The organism is Nitrospira japonica (assembly GCF_900169565.1).
GTDB lineage: Bacteria > Nitrospirota > Nitrospiria > Nitrospirales > Nitrospiraceae > Nitrospira_C > Nitrospira_C japonica_A.
Genome location: NZ_LT828648.1, coordinates 1,300,748 through 1,317,132, shown reverse-complemented (window position 1 = coordinate 1,317,132; position 16,385 = coordinate 1,300,748). Strand labels below are relative to the sequence as shown.

The window sequence follows — 16,385 nt, the reverse complement described above, 5'->3', positions numbered from 1 at the left end:
GTCACCACCCATGCGTATTTTAGTCATCGAAGATGAAACCAAAGTCGGCTGCTTCATCAAGCGCGCGCTCGAAGAGGAAAGTTACGCAGTCGACTTGTGCGAAGACGGCGCCAAGGGGCTCGAAATGGCGCTGGGGACGAGTTATGACACCATCGTCGTCGACTTGATGCTCCCCTCGCTGTCCGGTCTCGACATCCTGAGAGCCGTCCGCCGCGAACGGATCCAGACGCCCATCCTCATTCTGACCGCTCAATCACAGGTCGATCAACGCGTGAAAGGCCTCGACGCCGGCGCCGACGATTACCTGACCAAACCCTTTGCGATCGACGAACTGCTGGCCAGAATCCGCGCACTGCTGCGCCGAGGAGCCACGGACAGCCCCGGGGTCCTGCAGATCGACGACCTGGTGCTGAATCCGGCGACGCGCGAGGTCACCAGAGGGGGGCAACGCATCGACTTGACCCTCAAGGAATATGCCCTGCTCGAATATCTCATGCGGCACGGCGGACGCGTCCTCACCCGTCCGATGATCTCCGAACACGTGTGGAATCAGGACTTCGATACGTTCACCAACGTCATCGACGTCTACGTAAATTATTTGCGGAACAAGATCGATCGGGGGCGCACCAAGAAGCTCATTCACACGATCCGGGGAAGCGGCTACATGCTCAAGGCCGACTAGAACATGGCTGGTGCGTCGGCCCGTTCGCAAGTCCCGAGACAACGAACCGTACGTCATTGTTCTCCGCCTTCCGTGCGTATGACGGCACCCATGATCGTACTGCGCGGCGCGCCGCCGGGCGAACCCGCCCGTGACCGGACAGACTCCCCAGGCGGTCCTTCCAGAGGAACCCGCTGATGCCGCTGCGCCTTCGCCTCACCCTCTGGTACGGCAGCGCCCTGGCGCTCGTGCTCATCATTTTTTCGACCGTGCTGTACCTGGTGACCGCCCGCAACCTCAGAGACTCCGTCGATCAATCGTTGGAAGAGACCGCGGCGGCGGCAGTGCGGTCGCTCGAAGAGCGCGGGTTTCTTCCGCTGATCAACGAAGAAGAGTTGATGTCCCAGTTTCCCGAATTGGCGCGCATCGACAAATTTTTCCAGATCTTCAGCCCGTCCGGCACCATCACCATCCGCTCCCCGAACGTGAAGCAGCACGAGTTGCCCTTGAGCCGCCAGGCTCTGGAAGTGGCCTTTACCGGACGGACGATTTTCGAGTCCGCCAAGTATCCCAAGGAACCTCCACTGCGCCTGATCTCGGTCCCGATCATCTATCGGAGCAATCTGCTGTATATCGTCCAGGTCGGCACGTCGATGGAATCGGTCGAACAGACTCTTAACCGGCTGTTGCTCGTGCTGTTGGTCACGACGCCGGTCGCCCTGACCATTTCCCTTGCCGGCGGCTGGTTCCTGGCGGGGCGAGCTCTCCGTCCCGTTGATGCCATCACACTGGCCGCGCAGCGGATCGCCGGGGGCGACCTCACGCAACGGCTGAACGTTCCCACGTCGGCCGACGAGATCGGCCGGCTGGCCGGCACCTTCAACAACATGATCGCGCGACTGGAAACGTCTTTCCGGCAGATCCGCCAATTCAGCAGCGACGCGTCCCACGAACTGCGGACGCCTTTGACCGTCATGAAAGGAGAAACGGAACTCGCCTTGAGACGGCCCCGCGAAGCGGCGGATTACACCGTGGTCCTGGAAAGCACCTTGGAAGAGATCGACCGCATGACCCGCATCGTCGATGAGCTGCTGTTTCTTTCCAGAGCAGACATGGGTGAAGTCAAGATGGAATACCTGCCGGTCAACCTTGACGTCCTGCTCGAGGACATCTCCCGTCAAGCTTCCCTCTTGGGACAGGAACGGGACGTTCAAGTCATCCTCGGGCCCATCACGCCGATCGTGGTGCGTGGGGATGAACTGCGGCTGCGCGAATTGTTTCTGAATCTGGTGGACAATGCGGTGAAATATTCCCGGCGGGGAGGCGCGGTTGAGGTCACGATGACCACCGTGCCCGGATACGCCAAGATCGTCGTCACCGACCATGGCATCGGCATCGGTCCAGACGATCTGGAGCGGATTTTCGGCCGGTTCTACCGCACCGACGACGCGCGCGCGCACACCAAGAAAGGCACCGGACTCGGCCTGTCGATTTGCGCCTGGATTGCCGACTCACATCACGGCCGCATCGAGGTCAAGAGTGACCTCGGCAAGGGGTCGACCTTTACCGTCCTGTTGCCGTTCGCTTAACGCCTTTTAATTCCTTCCTAATCCACTTCTCATTACCGGTTGTTACGCTCTTCCTGCATCACCAATCTTCCGGTCATTATCAGCAAGGAGGTTGCTATGTCGTCGTTTCATGTACTCGGCAGGAAAGCCGGTCTTGCAGTTGCCGCCGTTGCGCTCGGCGCCACCCTGACTCTTGGCGCTCAGCCGTTCATGGCTTCCCACGCATCGGAATCACCAAGTGCCGCGCCGGTGGCGACGGCAGTTCCTGTCGCAATGCCCGCCGCCGGATTCACGGACGTCGCCAAAGCCGTGACTCCCGCCGTCGTGAACATTACGACGGTCCTGACGGACAAGGGCGGGGACGGCAGGAACGTCCCCGATGAGCCGCGCGACCGAATGGAGGAATTCTTCGGCGCGCCGTTCGGCCCACGCGGATTCCGCGGACCGCAAGGTCCGCCGGAACCCCGCGGACATCGCGGAGGCGGACAGGGTTCGGGTGTCATCGTTTCGGCCGACGGCTACATTCTGACCAATAATCACGTGATCGACGGAGCGCGGGAAGTCAGCGTGACCCTGCCGGACAAGCGGGAGTTCACGGGCAAGATCGTCGGCACCGATCCGAAGACGGACTTGGCGGTCGTCAAGATCGATGCGCAGAACCTGCCGAGCGTCATGTGGGGCGATGCCTCAAAGTTGCAGGTCGGTGAGTACGTTCTGGCCGTAGGGAATCCCTTCGGCCTCAACTCTACCGTCACGCTCGGCATCGTCAGCGCCCTGGGTCGGGGTCGTATGGGGATCACCCAATATGAGGATTTCATCCAGACCGACGCCGCCATCAATCCGGGAAATTCCGGCGGCGCACTCGTCAACACCAAGGGCGAACTCGTCGGGATCAACACCGCGATCTTTTCCCAGACAGGCGGCTATCAGGGCGTAGGCTTTGCCGTCCCGACCAGCATGAGCAAACCGATTTACGACAGCCTGATCAAGAACGGCAAAGTCGTGCGCGGCTTCCTGGGGATCGGCATCCAGGATCTGAATGGTGACCTGGCCTCGTCGTTTGGAATCAAGGATGCCAAGGGCGCGTTGGTCAGTGATGTCAGAGAAGATAGCCCCGCCGATCGCGGAGGCCTCAAGCAGGGAGACGTGATCGTGTCCTATCAGGGCTCACCGGTGGAAGACGCCGTGGCTCTGCAACGGCTGGTCACGAGAACGGCAGTGGGCGCCAAGACGACCCTCAAAGTCGTCCGTGACGGTCATGAGCAAGACGTGACGGTCACGATCGGGGAACAGCCCGACACATCGAAGATCGCCAAAGCCGAGTCGACCGACAAGAACTATGCGTTGGCCGGCTTGGCGGTGCAGGATCTGGACAGGGATATGGCCAAGGAATTGGGCCTGAAAGGTCACTCCCATGGAGTGGTCGTGACCGGCGTCGCGCCGGACAGCGGCGCGGACAAGGCCGGGTTGATGCCCGGCGACGTGATTCGCGAAATCAATCGTCAGCCGGTGAAGTCGGTGAAGGAATTCGAGAAAGTCTCCTCCGCCGTCAAAAAGGGCGACAATGTCCTGATTCTGATCAATCGCCGCGGCAACGCGCTGTTTCTGAGCGCGAAGGTGTAACACACTGGCTGAGAACGGGGCACGCCGGCACGGCTGCCCCGTTCCGATACGTCACCCGCGTCGATCAATCGTCAACGACGTGTCCGACGAGATCGTAGACGCCCGAATCGCTAATCTCGACTTTGACCCTGTCGCCCGGTGCGGCGATTCCGTCATTGATGTACACGACCCCGTCGATTTCCGGGGCCAATCCCTGGTGTCGGCCCTGGAGCAGATGTTCCGTCTCTTCCGAAGGTCCGTCGACCAATACCTCCATGACCGTACCGATTTGTTCTCGGCCTTTCGCTGCGGCGATGGATTCCTGAATGGCCAGCAGTTCGTTGCGGCGTTCTTCCATGATCGCCCGCTCGATTTTGTCGTCCAGCGAGACCGCAGGCGTATCCTCCTCGTCCGAGTAGAGGAACGCCGCCACCCGATCGAACTCCGCGCGCTCCACATAGTGTTTCAACGCCTCAAAGTCCGCCTCGGTTTCACCGGGAAACCCGACGATGAACGCCGTTCGAAAGGTCACGCCGGGAATCCGTCGTCTGATACGCTCCACCAACCGTTCAATGGCCGCGCGATCCCCCAGCCGGTGCATCCGGTTCAGCATACGATCGGTGATGTGTTGCAACGGCATATCGATATAGTTCGCGATTCGTTCTTCCCCGGCATACAGGTCGAGCAATTCATCGGTCACTTGCTGCGGATAGAGATAGAAGGGTCTGATCCAGACCAGATCCTTCACCTTCACCAATTCACGCAGGAGCGCCGCGAGTCCGTGGCGGATTCCAAGGTCCACCCCGTAATTGACGGTGTCCTGGGAGATCAAATTGATCTCCTTCACGCCTTCGGAGGCAAGACGATGCGCTTCGGCCACGATGGATTCCACCGGCCGGCTCCGTTGCTTTCCCCTCATCAGCGGAATCGCGCAGAAGGCGCAGTTGCGGTTGCAACCTTCCGCGATTTTGACGTAAGCACTGTGGGCGGTACCAAGCCGCAGCCGCGGGGCCAATTCGTCGTATAGGTAGGGGGGCTTGCTGAGCCATAGCCGCCGGTGCCGCTTCCTGGGGGCCAGGAGATCGCGGCAAATCTCGGCAATCCGCCCGAACTCTCCCGTCCCCACTACGCCGTCCAGTTCCGGCAGCTCCTTCAACAGATCGCCTTGATAGCGTTGCGCAAGGCATCCGGCCGCGATCAGGACCCGGCAGCGTCCCGAGGTCTTTAATTTGCTTTGTTCGAGGATGGTGTCGATCGATTCCTGTTTGGCTTCTTCGATAAAACCGCACGTGTTGACGATGACCACTTCGGCCTTCTTCGGATCGGCGGTCAACTCGAATCCGTCCTGCACGAGCGTCCCCAGCATGATCTCCGAATCCACCTGGTTCTTGGAGCAGCCCAAATTGACGAATCCGATCGTCGTCTTGCGATCGGAGACGGGGGACGACCGCTTCCGTGAAGGGGAATCCGGCTTGATCAGGCGCACAGTCATGTGCAGCAGTCTACGAGAGCGGTGAAAAGGCTGTCAAATAGCGCTTGCAGACGGCAGCCTCATCCCCTATCGTGAGGTCATGCTTCGAACCTTCCAAGGCATTGCCCCCACGGTGCCCGCTTCCTGCTATATCGAAGACACCGGCATCGTCATCGGCGACGTCGTGATGGGCGAGAACTGCAGCGTATGGTTCCACGCCGTCATCCGGGGCGACGTCCATTTCATCAGAATCGGGCATCGCACCAACGTTCAGGATCTCTCGATGTTGCACGTCACGCATGACACGCACCCGCTGACCATCGGCGATGACGTCACGATCGGCCACAGCGTGGTGCTGCACGGGTGCACGATCAGGGACCGCGTTCTGGTCGGCATGGGATCGATCGTGATGGACGGCGCGCAGATCGGTGAAGACTGCATCATCGGCGCCGGCTCATTGATCACCGAGGGAACGGTCGTGCCGCCGAAAAGCCTGATCCTCGGTTCCCCGGCCAAGGTCAAGCGCCCGGTGACGGAGAAGGAACTGGGCTGGATCAGGGAATCTGCTCAGAACTACGTCAGGTATGCGCGGCTGTACATGGGTGGCGCCTCGGCATCGCCCCCCGGATTCCGCTTCTAGCAACCTGCCCGGATTCTTTTCCGCCGCGCCCCGATTCTCATGATGCAGATGGGATCCCCGACCAGGGCGGTGGGATATTGGCGCCTCCCCACGAGATAGGGAATCCGATGCCGGTGACACCAATCGGCAATCCAGACCACTTCCTCGGCCGAGGTGGTGACCACGCCCGGCAGCCTTAGTTTGGGCAAGCACCGGTCCACGATCGATCGCACGATGCGACGTTCTCTCGCAAACTCGACCGGATCGAAACTGACGGGGTCGGCGCGGCCATACGACAATGGCGCCAAATGGGGAAATCGCTCGGGATCGTTCAACACGCTGACGATCCAGATATGATCGTAGAACCCCCCCGCTGTCGCTGCATCCGTTGCATTGAACCGTACGCCGGTTCCCCGGCAGGCCCGATTGAGCACCGCGACTTCCGCTCGGCGAAGATTGTGCGCCATCACCGCGCGCCCCCGCTCGAGGACTTCCGTCACGAGCGCCGGTAACTCGGCCACTCCCGCCCCAACGTATAGACTTCGTCCCGACCGCGGCAAGTGGCCGATAAGGTTCCGGGCCACTCGAAGCCCAAGTCGCCGGCAAGGCTCTCGTCTGGCACGCCAGAATTCATCGCCCCCCTCATAGCAATAGACCGATCCGAGCGTCCGATATTCCAGCCGGTCGAACACCCGCCGGACGGCCGCGCTGGTGGATGATCGGATCACGAGACGACGCGTCATGACAAATCCCGCTCCACGGGAAGCTGAGCCATTGCCGCGACGGCGGCGGCCACTCGCTCGAGAAAGTCGAGATTCAAGGTTTCGATCTCGTCGGTCGGTCGATGATAGTGAGGATTTCTGAAGTTTGCGGTATCCGTCAACATGACCGCGGGGAATCCTGCATCCCAAAATGCGGCATGATCGCTTCGCCGGGTATCAGGAAGCTGTTCTCCACGGCCCGGCACGATCATGGTCAACGTCTCGAGCGCCGGGACCCGGTGTTTCGCACTCCGGGCCATGGCGTCGGCCAGACCGTGCGACGCTTCATTGCCGACTATGCCAAGAAAATTCCCCACGGTGGGAACGGCGATCGGGATGCCTGGCGGCTTGCGCTGCGACCCCTCCTTATTCACCGCGTATCCGACACACTCGAGGATGATCGCTCCACCGAAGGGCTGCTTCGCGCGCCGAAGCTCGTCCGCAAAGGTCTTGCTCCCCAGCAATCCTTCTTCCTCGAGATTGAACGCCGCCAGCCACACGGGCCTGGGCAGCTGAACCTTGCGAAGGGCATCCGCCAATTCGAGCAGCACGACCAGTCCGCTTGCATTGTCGTCGGCGCCCGGACTTCCGACCACCGTATCATAATGCGCGCCGATGAGGAGCGGCGCCGCCGCCTGCCTCTCCCGGCGCTCAACGCAGGCGGCGAGAATGTTGTCGAACGTCCGGCCGCGCGCATGAAACGTCCGCCGTGTCGTCGCCCAGCCGAGGCCGGAGAATTCATCCGCCAAATACTCGGCGGCCTGTCGCAACGCCTGCGGCGCGGCGTCCGGGTGGCGTTCATGCGCGAGTGCCCGAAGATGGCGGAGAATGATGGCGCGACGGGTCGACACGAGAGGGGTGACTACGTCCGGTTACGACGTGATCTCGGTTCCGATGCCTTTATGGGTAAAAATCTCGAGGAGGACGGCGTGTGGAGTCCTCCCATCGATGATGTGGGCTTTGGCGGCACCCTGCTCGAGCGCGTCCAAACAGGCATGGACCTTCGGAAGCATGCCTTCCGTGATCGTGCCCTTTTTCACCATGCGCTGCACGTCTTTCCGGGACACGGTCGAGAGATGGCGGCCGTTCGCATCCCGAATCCCCTTGATGTCCGTCATCATCACGAGTTTTTCGGCGCGCAAGGCCCCCGCGATGGCTCCGGCCACCAGGTCGGCATTGATGTTATAGGTGTTTCCCTCCCGATCGGTCCCGATGGGAGCGATCACGGGGATATAGTGATCGCCCTGCAGTTTCAAGAGTAGACTGGGATCCACCTTTTCGATATCACCGACAAATCCGAAATCGCTTTCAGCATCGTCCCCGTCAAAATCCCGTTCCAGGCTTTCCGCCCACGCCTTGGCCGTCAGCGGCTTGCTCAGAATCAGACCGCCGTCCTTCCCGCTGAGACCAACCGCGCTGCCGCCGTGCCGGGTGATGAGATCGGTGATCTCCATGTTGATCTTTCCCGCCAAGACCATTTCCACGATCTCCATCGTAGCCTCACTCGTCACGCGGACGCCGTGAAGAAACTTGGATTCGATGCCGAGCCGATCGAGCATCTTGTCGATCTGCGGCCCGCCGCCGTGGATGATGACCGGATTGAGACCGACGTACTTGAGGAGCACGACGTCCTGCGCAAACCGTTCCTTGAGCGAAGACTCGATCATTGCATTGCCGCCATACTTGATCACGACGGTCTTGCCCCGGAACGTGCGGATATAGGGCAACGCCTCGATCAGCACACTGGCTTTCTTGATCAACTTGTTCATTCCGCGCTCCTCACAGGCAATGGCCGTATCAGCAGGACGTTACCTTATCATGATCGACGCGGCACGCACAGATGCGCCGCTCCAGAATGTCAGCGGACCTTCGAATTTTTCCGCTCCGGATCCCGTGCGGGAGGATCGGCTCTCGGATGGGCCTTGTCGTAGACGGCCAACAGGTGATCCATGGTGACGTGGGTATATTTCTGAGTCGTACTCAACGAGGCATGCCCCAACATCTCTTGAATCGATCGCAGATCCGCCCCCTCGTCGAGGAGATGCGTCGCAAACGAATGGCGCAAGGTATGGGGACTGACCGGCCCTCCGGTCAAGCCGCTGGAATGCCGCGCGACGATACGGGCGACGCTCCTGGTCGTCAATCGTCCTCCTCTGTGATTGCGAAACAAGGGCGACCGGAGCCCCGTCGAGAGGCCGGCCGTTCGTAAAAGAATCGGCTGCTGCTTCAGGTATTCCGCGATCGCTCGAAGCGCCACCTCCCCGATAGGCACAAGCCGTTCCTTTCGCCCCTTTCCGCGGAGACGGACGATGCCTTCGGAGCAGCGGACATCCCCCAGGTCCAGCGCAGCCACCTCGCTGACTCGGGCACCAGTCGAATAGAGGGTTTCCAGCAATGCACAATCCCGGGCCGACTGTGGCCGTGCATCCGGGGAAGTCGTCATCACAGCAGCCGCCTCCTCCTTCGTCAAGACGCGAGGAAGCAGTTTGGGCTGTTTAGGGGTCCGGATATCCTGCGTGGGATCGCACTCGACGAGTCCATCGCGCACCAGGAATCGGTAGAAGCTCCGGAGACTGGCCAGCTTTCGCGCCAGGGAACTGCGCCGTATCCCGTCTCGATCCAGCCACTGAAGGTACGCCCGCACGGCCTCGCGCGAGAGGACGCCGGGATCGACGGGGATCGTGGCCAGACGATGGGACAGCAGAAACCCGTGGAATTGACGAAGATCCGCCGTATAGCCGCGCAGGGTTTCGGGCGAGGCGCGCCGCTCGGCACGTAGAAACGCTATGAAAGCCCGGATTGCGCCATCCATGCGGCAAAGTCCGTCAGCGCGCGTTCGGCGATGAGACGACGCTTTTGCGACTTGTCTCGTATCGATGCGGCAAGCGGCGGAAAGAGGCCGAAATTCGCATTCATCGGTTGAAAATTTCCGGCATCCGAGGTCGTGATATGGGCCACAAGGCTGCCGTGCGCGGTCGTCGGCGGAGGCGACAGCAAGGCCTCACCGGTCAACACCCGGGCCGCGTTGATTCCCGCGAGCCCTCCCATCGCCGCGGAATCCGTATAGCCTTCGACCCCGACCAGCTGCCCGGCAAACAGCAGCGATTCCCGGCCCTTGAACTGAAGCGTGTTGCGAAGCAACTGAGGCGCATTGATGAAGGTATTGCGGTGGAGACTGCCGTAGCGGAGAAATTCCGCTTGCTCCAAACCAGGGATCATCCGAAAGACCCGCTTCTGCTCGCCATAGGTCAGCTTCGTCTGAAACCCGACCAAGTTGTAACAGGACCCATGGCTGTTCTCGGTCCGCAGCTGAACGACGGCAAAAGGCCGCCTCCCGCTCCGGGGATCCACGAGTCCCACCGGCTTCAGCGGCCCGAACTGCATGGTCTGACGCCCGCGCTCAGCCATGACTTCAATCGGAAGGCAGGCCTCGAAATACGGAGTTTTTTCGAATTCTTTCGGCTGCACCTTTTCGGCTGCGAGCAGGGCTTCGTAAAATTTGTCGTACGTCGGCTCATCCATTGGACAATTCAGATAGTCGTCGCCGCCCTTTTGATAGCGCGACGCGCGAAAGGCCACGTTCATGTCGATGGAGTCGGCGTCCACGATTGGGGAAATCGCGTCATAGAAATAGAGGTGTCGAGACTGCGCGAGGCCTCCGATGGCCTGCGACAATTTGTCCGAGGTCAAAGGTCCCGTGGCAACGATACAGACGCAGTCGCGGGGAATGTCCGCGATCTCTTCATGCATGATCCGAATGTTGGCATGGCTCGCAAGCGCACGGGTCACATGGGACGAAAACAGTTCGCGATCGACCGCCAGGGCCGTGCCCGCCGGAACGCGCGCCTGCTCCGCGGCTCGGATAATCAGCGAACCGAGCCGGCGCATTTCCTCTTTCAGGATTCCGGGTGCCGTCGACGAATCCACGGAGCCGAGAGAGTTGGAACAGACCAGTTCGGCCAAGTCTCCCGTCTTGTGGGCCGGCGTCATTTCCTTTGGCCGCATCTCGTAGAGAGTGACCTTGGCCCCGCGGTTGGCCGCCTGCCAAGCCGCTTCGGATCCGGCTAACCCGCCGCCGATAACGACGATGTCTTGACGCATGGAAAGGAGTCCTACTATGGGATGGACCGTGAAGGGCTGCATTGTAGGAATCTCATTTTGAGGATGTCAAGGAGACCATAAGAGTTCAGCGCCTGCCGAACCCTCGCAGGAGCCTCAGGGATGAACGTTCTTGCGTTGAATGGCGGTTAGGGCCATGCTAGACTCGGCCCTCGTGGGCGATTAGCTCAGTGGCAGAGCGCTTCCTTCACACGGAAGAGGCCACAGGTTCGATACCTGTATCGCCCACCATCCCCCCAGCAGTGCGGTAAGGGTCCCGCCAGCCTTTAGTTTAGGCTCCTCTAGCTGAAATCTTCCGAATTCTGGACAGATATCCGGACGTCGGCTACACTTCAGTTCGTCGACATCGAACTCTACCGATTAAGAGGGATGCACATGAAGACGACAGCTCGTGCCATGGGGGCCCTCCTGCTACTGGCGCTCGCCGCTTGTACAGCCAACAAACAGACGGTCGATGCCAATGGAGATTACATCGCACCAGCCAGCATCTACAGCGTCATGGATAGCACCTCACTGGTTTATACCGATGTCGCGGCCGGCGCGCCCTTGAACGACCATCCCTTGCGCTGGACGGCCTTTGTTCTCCACCCAGTGGGTCAAGTGCTCGACTATGGCATCAATCGCCCGTTCTATGCTGTGCCGAGTCAGGCGCCCTACCTCTTCGGCTATACCAGCGAAGACTCGATGCTGGACAATCAGCGCCGCTGATTCGACTCCCTTCCTCAACGCTTCACGGCCGCCGGCCTCATTCCTTCGAGGGAAGGGCCCGGCGGTTGTTGCATGGCTGGCAATCAATATAGAGTTTCTGTATCCTCGGCTCCATGATGCTTCCGGGGACGCGCAACGATCCTCCTCGCCGTACCGGCGTCGTTGCCGCCGGCCTCGTCGGATTGGCCTTTCTTCTGGGGGCCTGCGAAACGCCAAACCCGCGACAAGCGAATCTTCCCCCGTCGGAAAGTGACCTTGCACTCCTGAAATCCGCTTCCCTGTGCGAGCGCAAGGAACACTTTCTCCAGCAGCATCCACCGTCTGCCTTGAAGGTGACGCCGTGGGGAACGGGACAAGAACTTATGGTTCCCGCCGACCAAAGCCCTCTCCACGGGGACGAGTCGTATTTTTTCGACGAGGATGGAGTACTCGCCGGCGTTCTTTATACGTTTCGCACCGGTCTGGATTTGGACCCGTATCCAACACTGCGGCACACTCTGTCCATGCTCAGGCCCGTTATGGAATTCTATCTCCACGTCCCGGGCCTATCGACTGAATCCAGCTTCGACTCTTCCGCGCTCTATGAAACGGGAGACGAGAAAACGACCACTCAATATTTGGTGATCGGTTTCAAGGAGCGTCCGACCCTCTTACAGGCCTCGGTCACGACCGATCCCTACGTCAGACTGTTCTCCCCTTACCGCCGGGAATTCCTGGCCCGATTGAAGTCAACCGGGACCAAGAAGGAGGGACAGCGGATCGATCCCCAAGGATCGGAGGACAAAGAACCTTTTGCATCGCTTCAACAGTTCGCCAGGGGCCAAACCGCCCAACTCTCCTACTGCGGACCGCAAGATTACCGCGTGGCAGCGGACGCGTATCAAAAAGCCATTGCCGGCGGATTCACCAACAAAGTATGGCAGGCGGAAGTCCATCACAAATACGGACAGGCACTCTTCGGGCTTGGGCAATACGAAAAGGCCAAGAGCGAGATGCTGCAGTCCTTGGCGATCCGGCCCAATACGCCGGATACTCTCAACAATCTCGGCTCGACATATCTCAAACTCGGCGACAAGGCGGCGGCCCAAGCGGCATTCGAAAAGGCCATTATCCTGCGACCCAACTATGCCATCGCTCGCTTCAACCTGGCGGAAACAGTCGAACCTATGAATCCCAAACGAGCACTGACCGAGTATGAGACATATTTGGCCTTGGCCGAAGGCATTCCCGAAGAAGCCGACCGCGTTGCCCTCGTGCAACAACGGGTCAAAAAAATGAAGCACTGACGGCCGCGCCGTTTACCGGCGAGTTCGTTCTTCTTGTTCCTGGAGGGTCTTACAGGCGATACAGAGGGTGGTGACGGGGCGGGCTTTCAACCGTTGGTAGGGAATTTCTTCCTCACACCTCTCGCAGATCCCATAGGTGCTCTTCTTCATCCGGTCCAGCGCTTCGTCGATCTTCTTGAGGAGCTTCTGTTCGCGCTCCTTGATGCGCATTGTAAAATTTTGATCGACTTCGGCCGAAGCCTGATCGCTGACGTCCGGAAACGCCTCCTGGCCGTCCCGCTTTGAGAGACCTTCCCCGGCTTCTTCCAGGATGGCCGCCCGCTGCTTCTGGAGTTCTTTACGGATGGACGAGTATTTTCCGGCGCCGGCGGAGGATTGCGCCCTTCGTTTGCGAACGGAAGGCTTCACCGAAGGGCCGCTGGTGCGTCTGACGGGGGAACGTGCTTTCATACCCAAAATGGCTTCCTGACGGCACCGGAAAGGACTATACCAGGGGGGCCAAAAGAGGGTCAATGGGAGTTCGAAGCATCCGCCGGAAATTTTTATAGTTCCCGCCGACCTTCGATGGATTTTAACAACGTGACTTCGTCGGCATACTCGATGTCCATTCCGACCGGGATCCCGTATGCAATGCGCGAAACCCTGGTTCCCAGCGGTTTGAGTTGGTTGGTGAGATAGATTGCCGTGGCTTCTCCTTCGATCGTCGGATTCGTGGCCAAAATCACTTCGGCGATTCCGCCCAACTTGACCCGATCGATGAGTTCCTCGGCACGAATATCGGAGGGTCCGACGCCGTCGAGCGGCGACAGCGCCCCCAAGAGAACGTGATACAGTCCGCGATATCCTCCCGCGCGTTCGATCGCATACAGCGTGCTGGGCTCTTCCACCACCAGAATCCGTGAGCGGTCACGCTTCGGATCGAGGCAGAACTCGCATAGATCGCCTTCGGCAATATTGCGACACTGCTGGCAAAACGAAAGGCCGTCCTTGACGGCCCGCACCGCGTCGGCCAATCGCAACGCGTCCTCTCGTTCGGCTTTCAACAGATGGAACGCCAGCCGCTGAGCGGTTTTCTGTCCGATACCGGGGAGGCGAACCAGTTCCCTGACCAACCGCGCGAGCAATCCTTGCTGATCGACAGCCATCGTCCTCCGGCCCTACAACAACCCCGGCATGTTCATCCCGCCGGTCACGGCTTTCATTTCCTCGGCCATCATGTCGTGGGCCTTCCTCAAGGCTTCGTTCGACGCGGCCAAAATCAGATCCTGCAGCATCTCCACGTCGTCGGCCTTGACGGCCTCTGGATTGATGCTGACCCCGACGAGTTGCATGGCGCCGTTGGCCGTCACGGTGACGGTCCCGCCGCCGGCGGAACCCGTCGCGGTCTTATTCGCCGCCTCCTCCTGCACTTTCGCCATTTGCTGTTGCATGGCCTGCGCCTGTTTCATGATATTGGCCATGTTTCCGAATGGATTTTTCATTCCTGCACCTCTTTCTGCCGCGTCACCGACCTGACGTCGGTGAGTTCCGCTCCGAAAATTTCCAATGCCCGTTTCACCACCGGATGGGCTCGCGCCTGCTCAAAGAGCACCAGCCGCTGCTCCTGCTCCTTTGCCGCCCTGATCTGCGCCATCGTGGGCCCCGCCGGATCATCTTCCGTCTGCTCAACGATGCGAAGCCGCATCGGTTGACCGCTGAGTCTCGCACAGAGCGCGGTCAGCGCCTGCATGTTGTCCGGCTTCTCCAGCATGGCCCGCGCGACGCCGGCCTGCTTGTCAAAACCGATCGTGATCACGTGACCCTCAATGCCGACCAACCGTCCCCTCTCGAGAAAGGGCGCGACGTTGGGGAACGCCTGTCCCACCTCATCTTGAAATTGCTCCCACTTGAGCACCGCGACCTCGCCGCCCGGAGAGGGCCCGGCGGGCGTACCCTCGGCGGACCGCGCAGCTTCGGCTTTTGTCTTGGGTGACGGCGCGGTCTCTCTCTCTGGCTTTGCCGCATTCAACGGTGACGGCTCCTGCGCGGATACCGACTTCGGTGCGACCGGCGCCGGGGGGATTGGAGTCGTCACCGGAGCCATCCGTGCCTCTCCGCCGGGACGCCTCTCCGTGCGCGTCGCCGCCGGACCGGAAGAAGAACGCTCCGGTGCAAGCGGGCGGGCCGGATGCGTCGAGGATGCCGTTTCCTTTCGCAGAAGGCGGGTCGCTTTCACCGACGCCGTCTCCAGCACGAACCGGGGATGGGCGCTGGCCCGTAGACTGTCCTCTGCCTGGGTAAAAATAGCGAAGAGTTGCTGCAGCTCGTCGGGGTTAAACGATCCCTTGTCCGACGCGAATTGGGCGAGATCCTCCGAAGAGGCTTCGATCAACCGCGACCATTCATCCGGCGCGGTGACCGACACGACGAGCATGTTCCGAAGGTACTCGACAACCTCCGCGCAATACGCCCGCAGATCGTGACCTCGATCCAGCAGGGCCGACAAGACGTGCAACGCGGCGGCACTGTCTTGTGCGATGAGGGCTTGAATCATGGCCCGGACGAGTTCCTGGGGTACCGCCCCCAACAGAAGTTCGAGATCCGTATGGACGACCGTCTTTCCTCCGAACGCCATCGCCTGGTCGAGCAAACTCAACGCGTCGCGCATACTGCCTTCACTGGCTCGCGCCAAGGCCGTGAGGCTTCGATCTTCGATCGCAATATCGTCCTGCGCCGCCACATGGCGAAGCCGTTCCACGATCTCCGTCCGGGCGATCCGTCGAAAATTGTAGTGCTGGCAGCGGGACAGAATGGTCGCCGGGATCTTATGGATTTCCGTTGTCGCAAAGATGAACACCACGTGCCCGGGCGGCTCCTCCAAGGTCTTCAGCAGCGCGTTGAACGCGGAGTTCGACAACATGTGGACTTCGTCGATGATGTAGATCCGATATTGTCCCCTGAACGGAGCAAACTTGACGTTTTCCCGGATCTCCCGGACATCGTCCACGCTCGTATTGGAGGCGCCGTCGATTTCGATCACGTCGACCGAATTCCCCTGCGCGATCTCGATGCAATTGACGCACACGGCGCACGGCGAACCCGTCGGTCCCCGTTCGCAGTTGAGCGCCTTGGCCAGGATCCTGGCGACGGTGGTCTTGCCGACCCCCCGTGTTCCGGAAAACAGATAGGCCTGCGCCACCCGCTTGGATGCGATGGCATTCATCAAGGTCTGCACGACGTGCGGCTGACCGATTACGTCGTCGAAGGTGCCGGGACGGTATTTGCGGGCTGAAACTTGGTAGTCCATATCAAACCGGTGACGTGACTGTATGGACACTGCAGGATGCTCAAAACGGTTTCCAACAAGGCCGCAGGGAGGAAGGACCACGAGGCGTACGTTGTTTAGTACGTCGAGTGGGGCGACCGACCGAGAACGAAGTTGGGGACCGTTTTCAGCATCCTGCTATAGCGGGGCCAGGTGATCCTGCGGCACCCAGAACTGATTGCTTACCGTTGCTTCCTTCCGGACCTGGCGGGGTTCACAGGGTTCTGTTGCACAGGGCCCGGCCCCTTTTCCTTCCAAAGTGCTGAGTTCTTCAGTGAAACCAAGG

At 60.3% G+C, this 16,385-nt stretch carries 16 protein-coding genes, 1 tRNA gene and 1 other RNA gene; 7 read left to right on the top strand and 11 right to left on the bottom strand.

Annotated features, from left to right (window positions below):
• Window positions 1-10 precede the first annotated feature (10 nt).
• The 3 genes from NSJP_RS06190 (at window position 11) to NSJP_RS06180 (ending at window position 3,852) form a co-directional block, all read left to right on the top strand.
• Window positions 11-682, top strand: coding sequence for a response regulator transcription factor (locus tag NSJP_RS06190; RefSeq protein WP_080886044.1), 672 nt, complete (start codon window positions 11-13; stop codon window positions 680-682).
• 176 nt (window positions 683-858) lie between these two features.
• Window positions 859-2,250, top strand: a complete 1,392-nt coding sequence (locus NSJP_RS06185; RefSeq protein WP_080886043.1) for a sensor histidine kinase — start codon at window positions 859-861, stop codon at window positions 2,248-2,250.
• 96 nt (window positions 2,251-2,346) lie between these two features.
• On the top strand, window positions 2,347-3,852 hold the full coding sequence (locus tag NSJP_RS06180; RefSeq protein WP_080886042.1) for a DegQ family serine endoprotease: 1,506 nt from the start codon (window positions 2,347-2,349) through the stop codon (window positions 3,850-3,852).
• 64 nt (window positions 3,853-3,916) lie between these two features.
• Here NSJP_RS06180 and rimO read toward each other — a convergent pair whose 3' ends face one another.
• The gene (gene rimO, locus NSJP_RS06175; protein WP_080886041.1) at window positions 3,917-5,323 is read right to left on the bottom strand and encodes a 30S ribosomal protein S12 methylthiotransferase RimO; all 1,407 of its coding nucleotides are present in this window, start codon (window positions 5,321-5,323) and stop codon (window positions 3,917-3,919) included.
• Window positions 5,324-5,402: 79 nt separating this feature from the next.
• Between rimO and NSJP_RS06170 the strand changes: the two genes are divergently transcribed.
• Window positions 5,403-5,942 (top strand): gamma carbonic anhydrase family protein, encoded by a 540-nt coding sequence (locus NSJP_RS06170; protein WP_080886040.1) that lies wholly within the window; start codon window positions 5,403-5,405, stop codon window positions 5,940-5,942.
• On the opposite strand, the gene NSJP_RS06165 is transcribed toward NSJP_RS06170, so the two are convergent.
• From NSJP_RS06165 to trmFO, 5 genes are all read right to left on the bottom strand, one after another.
• The gene (locus NSJP_RS06165; RefSeq protein WP_080886039.1) at window positions 5,939-6,664 is read right to left on the bottom strand and encodes a hypothetical protein; all 726 of its coding nucleotides are present in this window, start codon (window positions 6,662-6,664) and stop codon (window positions 5,939-5,941) included. The genes NSJP_RS06170 and NSJP_RS06165 overlap by 4 nt on opposite strands.
• Window positions 6,661-7,533, bottom strand: a complete 873-nt coding sequence (locus tag NSJP_RS06160; RefSeq protein WP_080886038.1) for a M28 family peptidase — start codon at window positions 7,531-7,533, stop codon at window positions 6,661-6,663. The genes NSJP_RS06165 and NSJP_RS06160 overlap by 4 nt, the downstream gene beginning before the upstream one ends.
• A 21-nt stretch (window positions 7,534-7,554) precedes the next feature.
• Window positions 7,555-8,451, bottom strand: coding sequence for an acetylglutamate kinase (gene argB / locus NSJP_RS06155; protein WP_080886037.1), 897 nt, complete (start codon window positions 8,449-8,451; stop codon window positions 7,555-7,557).
• An 89-nt stretch (window positions 8,452-8,540) separates the two neighbouring features.
• Entirely contained in the window at window positions 8,541-9,494 is a 954-nt protein-coding gene (locus tag NSJP_RS06150) for a tyrosine recombinase (RefSeq protein ID WP_080886036.1), read from the bottom strand.
• A complete protein-coding gene (gene trmFO, locus NSJP_RS06145) occupies window positions 9,467-10,783 on the bottom strand; it encodes a methylenetetrahydrofolate--tRNA-(uracil(54)-C(5))-methyltransferase (FADH(2)-oxidizing) TrmFO (RefSeq protein ID WP_080886035.1) in 1,317 nt (438 codons plus the stop codon). Before trmFO ends, NSJP_RS06150 begins: the two co-directional genes overlap by 28 nt.
• Window positions 10,784-10,957: 174 nt before the next feature.
• Here trmFO and NSJP_RS06140 point away from each other — a divergent pair.
• The 3 genes from NSJP_RS06140 (at window position 10,958) to NSJP_RS06130 (ending at window position 12,795) form a co-directional block, all read left to right on the top strand.
• A tRNA-Val gene (locus NSJP_RS06140) sits at window positions 10,958-11,032 on the top strand.
• A gap of 144 nt (window positions 11,033-11,176) precedes the next feature.
• Complete coding sequence (locus tag NSJP_RS06135) at window positions 11,177-11,509, top strand: hypothetical protein (RefSeq protein ID WP_080886034.1); 333 nt, start codon at window positions 11,177-11,179, stop codon at window positions 11,507-11,509.
• Between the two features lie 113 nt (window positions 11,510-11,622).
• Window positions 11,623-12,795, top strand: a complete 1,173-nt coding sequence (locus NSJP_RS06130) for a tetratricopeptide repeat protein (RefSeq protein WP_080886033.1) — start codon at window positions 11,623-11,625, stop codon at window positions 12,793-12,795.
• Between the two features lie 12 nt (window positions 12,796-12,807).
• On the opposite strand, the gene NSJP_RS06125 is transcribed toward NSJP_RS06130, so the two are convergent.
• The 5 genes from NSJP_RS06125 to ffs form a co-directional block, all read right to left on the bottom strand.
• Entirely contained in the window at window positions 12,808-13,245 is a 438-nt protein-coding gene (locus NSJP_RS06125; RefSeq protein WP_080886032.1) for a TraR/DksA family transcriptional regulator, read from the bottom strand.
• 92 nt (window positions 13,246-13,337) lie between these two features.
• Window positions 13,338-13,940 (bottom strand): recombination mediator RecR, encoded by a 603-nt coding sequence (recR, locus tag NSJP_RS06120; protein ID WP_080886031.1) that lies wholly within the window; start codon window positions 13,938-13,940, stop codon window positions 13,338-13,340.
• 12 nt (window positions 13,941-13,952) lie between these two features.
• Window positions 13,953-14,276, bottom strand: a complete 324-nt coding sequence (locus NSJP_RS06115) for a YbaB/EbfC family nucleoid-associated protein (protein WP_080886030.1) — start codon at window positions 14,274-14,276, stop codon at window positions 13,953-13,955.
• A complete protein-coding gene (gene dnaX, locus NSJP_RS06110; RefSeq protein ID WP_080886029.1) occupies window positions 14,273-16,081 on the bottom strand; it encodes a DNA polymerase III subunit gamma/tau in 1,809 nt (602 codons plus the stop codon). Before dnaX ends, NSJP_RS06115 begins: the two co-directional genes overlap by 4 nt.
• Window positions 16,082-16,243: 162 nt before the next feature.
• Window positions 16,244-16,343, bottom strand: an RNA gene (gene ffs, locus NSJP_RS06105) — signal recognition particle sRNA small type.
• Window positions 16,344-16,385 lie beyond the last annotated feature (42 nt).